Source organism: Paenarthrobacter sp. CM16, from assembly GCF_013179505.1.
In the GTDB taxonomy this organism is placed as follows: Bacteria; Actinomycetota; Actinomycetes; order Actinomycetales; family Micrococcaceae; genus Arthrobacter.
The window spans coordinates 1-4,652 of record NZ_JABMCX010000335.1 but is presented as its reverse complement, the minus strand read 5'-3'; the positions used below and the strand labels follow the sequence as shown (position 1 = coordinate 4,652).

The following is a 4,652-nucleotide window of genomic DNA, read 5'->3' as shown; positions in this document are numbered from 1 at the left end:
CAACACGCAGTTCCTTGAGCTGTGCAACAGTGAGCCCGCGGTATTCGGTCAGGACAGCCGCGTTCGATTCCTTGAAATCGTTGGTGATCTCCGCAACAGCGGAAACCTTGCTAGGCGTTGTCATAACCCTCCTTCCGGGGAATAAAGCCGGTCTTCCGGGTCCCCGCTCACGAGAGCTAAAACTAAAAAACGCCCCGCGCAGATGCACGGGGCTTGGCTCAACACAGACAGAATCCGTGGAGACTTGCTTCGTTCACCTGCGCCGGCCGCCCTATGTTCAGGGTCCTTCGTCAAGGAATTCACTGTGACCTCAAGGGCGTAGCTGCAGAATTGAGCTGTGCTCGAAAGAGTGGATTCCCATCAACCGACGGTCTTTGGTACTTCAAGGTTACGGGAGAGTGTTCCCCAAACCAAATCGAGGGCGGACTAGTCCGACGACGTAGTGTCCTTGCCCCGTCCGGGAAGTTCCTTCTGCCAGAGTCCGGTGACGCCCGCCGTCGTAAAGCCCAACTGTTTGTTTACCGTCAGGAGGTAGCGGTTTTCGGGTGCGTTCCAGGTGTAGATCACCCTGGCATCAGGGAACTGCTCACTGAGCCTTTCCATGTTCGCCAACTTGATCAACAGACCCAGCTTGTTGCCCCGGTGTTCCTGGAGAACCAGGGTATCGTCCTGGAACACCACGTCCTGTCGGTGCGCCAGGACACTGATGGTGGTCAGGCCCACCATCTTTCCGCTCTCTACATGCTCGACGGCGGTGACCACCGTGCGCCGGCCCTGCGCCAAGGCTGCGTCCTCGGTTTCGCGAAGAACGACGGGGTCGAACACCATACCGCTTGCCTCGACTTCGGGGGCGTCTTCTTCCCCGTCCTCACGGACCACCTCACCGGCAGCATTCTCCAACGCCGCTACGGCCTCAAGCCACGGTTCCGGGCAGCGGTCGGTCCAGTGGTGAAGGAGGTACCGGCCACCGTTGGCTTCCTCGGCCTCCACCTGAAGATCGCCCACCAGCTTGGAATCCAGCGGCAGCACGCAGGAGCTGAACTGCTCAATGTGTTGCAGGGTGTATCCGGCGCGTTTGGCAAAATCCACTTCCCTGCTGCTGACGGGAACAAAGCCCGCACCGCTGCCAGGGATCAACTGGTCCTCAGGTACCTCGGTCAGGGATGTTGCAGGGTGATTGGTGTCCACCAGAATCATGGTCCTGCCCTCTGCCCGGGCCAGTTGTTCAGCGGCCTCAAGCAATTGGCGTCCGACGCCCTGGCTTTGGTACTCGGGCAGGATGTCCAGGGTGAACTCCGCCAGGTCCATGTTGTCCGTCAGGGGCAAGGCGATGTCAACCGTACCCACAATCGTTCCATCCACCTTGGCCACCAGGATGATCTGGCGCTCGTAGGGATCGGAGAACTCCAGCAACTTCTCCAACGGCGTGTAGGCGAGGTCGTCGCTCCCCCAGGTCTCCATGCGTACCCGTCGGCCTACTTCCACGGCGTCCAGGAAATCAGCGGCGTCGGGGCTGTCCAAGGTGTCAGGCACCCACAGCTGCTCGACGTGAACGGTCATTGCCTCGTCTACAGTCATTCCAGCCGTTTCTGCCATTCGCCTTCAAAGCCGGAGGGCTTGAATCCCAGGGCGATATTAATGGCCAGCATATGCCGGTTTTCAGTGGCGTTCCATGTCATGACGGACGTGGCGTCCGGCCAAAGCTCTTTTGCGCGTCGAAGATTGGCGATCTTAACCAGCAACCCCAGGCGGTGGCCGCGGTATTCCGGGGCCACCAACGTGTCCTCCTGATAGATCACCGCCGGCAAAGCCACACGATGAGTCAGGACCGTGTACGCCGCCAACTCACCCGTGGCATCGTGGCGCGCGACAGCGGCCACCACATCAATACCGCTCGCTCGCCACGTGGCCTCTTCCTGACGCACACGTGCGGCATTCCACTGCTCACCCTCCCACCCCAATCCGGCGATCGGCACTTCGGTGCTCATCAGGCTCTTGAGGCGCGCGAAGACGTCCACCACCTCGTCCGGACACTGGTTCTGCCAAGAGATGACGCTGTATCCGGCCGATCGCTGAGACGCTTCTGCCTCGAGTTTTAACAGGACTTCTTCCGCCACGGGGAAGGACAATGTGCTGGTGGTTTCAACCTGTTCCAGCGAATACCCATGATGAAGGGCGAACATTGTGGATGCGGAATCGAGCGGAACACTGCCAGTACCGGACTTGGCATCCAACAAACGGCCGGGGCCCGCGGCAGGTCCAAGCGGCTCCTCGCAATACCCGTCGAAAGAGCGCCGGCCCCGCCCGCGTGCCAGCTCCTCCAGCACCCTAAGGATGGTCGAACCAAACCCGCGCCGCCGAAAAGGTGCGGCGACAAGGACGTCCACGCCCGCCGTCGTCGTGTTTTCACTCAGTGGCAGCGTCAGCGTCCCGCTGCCCACCACCACACCATTGAGATACGCCAGGAAAACCTGCCGCTCTTCGTACTGATTTCCCCGCCAGAAGACGGCAGCTTCCACCAACACAGGGCAACGGTCCCGGTTGCCCCAGAGCTCCAACTGGTGGGCGACGTTCAAAGCGTGGAATGACTCAAAGTCCGATGCCTCGTCACCAGGCTGTTCGGGCACAGGGATGCGTTCTACGGACAGCCCGCCATTTTCGAGAGGGTACGACGACGACACGCACCACAGCTTACGGCTCGCCTTGGGCCGCGAACAGGGCGGGCGGAACATTCGAGCAAGAAAAAGGACCGCCCGGCTAAGCCGGACGGTCCTTTTCTCAGAGCCAGTGTTCGCGAAGCTTACGCGTCGGTGAGAACCTTGGTGACGTTCGGGTCAACGGTGATGCCCGGACCGAACGTGGTGGCAACGGTAGCCTTCTGGATGTAGCGGCCCTTGGAAGCGGACGGCTTCAAACGAAGCACCTCTTCCAGTGCAGCTGCGTAGTTCTCGGCCAGCTTGTTGGCGTCGAAGGAAACCTTGCCGATGATGAAGTGCAGGTTCGAGTGCTTGTCGACGCGGAAGTCGATCTTGCCACCCTTGATGTCGTTGACAGCCTTGGTGACATCCGGGGTAACCGTGCCGGTCTTCGGGTTCGGCATGAGGTTACGCGGGCCGAGGACCTTACCGAGGCGGCCAACCTTGCCCATGAGGTCAGGGGTTGCCACTGCGGCGTCGAAGTCGGTCCAGCCGGCTGCGATCTTTTCGATCAGGTCATCGGAACCAACGAAGTCGGCGCCTGCAGCGATTGCTGCTTCAGCCTTGTCACCGGTTGCGAAAACGAGGACGCGGGCAGTCTTACCGGTGCCGTGCGGCAGGTTGACGGTGCCACGAACCATCTGGTCGGCCTTACGCGGGTCGACGCCCAGACGGAAAGCGACCTCAACGGTTGCGTCGAACTTGGAAGGGTTGGTGTCCTTCGCGAGGTTGATGGCTTCGATCGGGGCGTAGACCTTGTCTGCCTCGATCTTGGCTACGGCTGCCTCATATGCTTTGCTGCGCTTTGCCATGCTGCTGTTTCTCCTTGTGCAGTTGTGGTCTGCGGACCGCGCTGGGCCCTGCCACAGTCGTGGATCCGGCAAGGATCCTGCGACATTTCAAATGTTTCAGATGCCGGTTACCCGGCGGGTGAAGGCCACGGGGGCCTTCGAAGGGTATTAACCCTCTACGGTGATGCCCATGGAGCGGGCGGTGCCGGCGATGATCAGGGCAGCAGCCTTGATGTCGTTGGCGTTGAGGTCTTCCATCTTGGTGGAAGCAATTTCCTCGACCTGTGCCTGGGTCAGCTTGGCAACCTTGACGGTGTGCGGGGTAGCCGAACCCTTGGCGACGCCTGCAGCCTTCTTGATGAGCTCTGCAGCCGGCGGGGTCTTGGTGATGAAGGTGAAGGAACGGTCTTCGTAGACCGTGATTTCGACCGGGATAACGTTTCCGCGCTGGGATTCCGTTGCAGCGTTGTACGCCTTGCAGAATTCCATGATGTTGACACCGTGCTGGCCAAGCGCAGGACCGATCGGCGGAGCCGGGTTAGCGGCACCTGCCTGGATCTGCAGCTTGATGAGGCCGGTGACCTTCTTCTTGGGAGCCAATGTAGGGTCCTTCTCTCAATAGCTTCCTGGGACACAGGAGCGCGTCCCAGGTTTTTGGCCGCCATGGCGAGGCGGCCGGCCGCTCCCGAACTGCTAAGCAGGCAGGACTGGAGCGAAATTTTGGAATCAGCTAGATCTTGGTGACCTGGTTGAATGCGAGCGTCACCGGGGTTTCGCGCTCGAAGATCGAGACCAGCACCACCAGGGTCTGGGACTCTGGCTTGATCTCGGAGATCGTTGCCGGAAGGGTCTCGAACGGGCCCTCCTTGACGATGACCGACTCGCCGACCTCGAAGTCGACGGCCACGGGAGCCTGGTTCTGCTTGTTGACCGGCTTGCCCTGCTCTGCCTGCTCTTCTTCGAAGACCGGGGCGAGCATGGAGAAGACCTCGTCAAGGCGCAGCGGAACGGGGTTGTGGGCGTTGCCCACGAAGCCGGTAACACCAGGGGTGTGGCGAACGGCGCCCCAGGAGGCGTCCGTCAGGTCCATGCGGACCAGGACGTAACCGGGGATGCGAACGCGGTTGATCACCTTGCGCTGCGCATTCTTGATCTCGACGACCTC

The 4,652-nt window shown here is 60.8% G+C and carries 6 protein-coding genes; all 6 read right to left on the bottom strand.

Features of this window, described 5'->3' with window-relative positions; translation table 11 throughout:
* Window positions 1-124, bottom strand: a 124-nt coding sequence (gene rplJ, locus HP499_RS21045) for a 50S ribosomal protein L10 (protein ID WP_172326069.1), incomplete at its 3' end; no start/stop codon positions are given.
* Window positions 125-426: 302 nt separating this feature from the next.
* Window positions 427-1,596 carry a GNAT family N-acetyltransferase gene (locus HP499_RS21040; RefSeq protein WP_172326068.1) on the bottom strand — a complete coding sequence of 390 codons (1,170 nt, stop codon included), beginning with the start codon at window positions 1,594-1,596 and terminating at the stop codon, window positions 427-429.
* The gene (locus HP499_RS21035; RefSeq protein WP_172326067.1) at window positions 1,575-2,681 is read right to left on the bottom strand and encodes a GNAT family N-acetyltransferase; all 1,107 of its coding nucleotides are present in this window, start codon (window positions 2,679-2,681) and stop codon (window positions 1,575-1,577) included. Before HP499_RS21035 ends, HP499_RS21040 begins: the two co-directional genes overlap by 22 nt.
* A gap of 119 nt (window positions 2,682-2,800) precedes the next feature.
* On the bottom strand, window positions 2,801-3,508 hold the full coding sequence (rplA, locus tag HP499_RS21030) for a 50S ribosomal protein L1 (protein WP_026539797.1): 708 nt from the start codon (window positions 3,506-3,508) through the stop codon (window positions 2,801-2,803).
* Between the two features lie 147 nt (window positions 3,509-3,655).
* On the bottom strand, window positions 3,656-4,087 hold the full coding sequence (rplK, locus tag HP499_RS21025) for a 50S ribosomal protein L11 (RefSeq protein WP_011775609.1): 432 nt from the start codon (window positions 4,085-4,087) through the stop codon (window positions 3,656-3,658).
* Between the two features lie 130 nt (window positions 4,088-4,217).
* Window positions 4,218-4,652 (bottom strand): transcription termination/antitermination protein NusG (locus HP499_RS21020; RefSeq protein WP_305849755.1); only part of this gene is annotated, 435 nt, incomplete at its 5' end.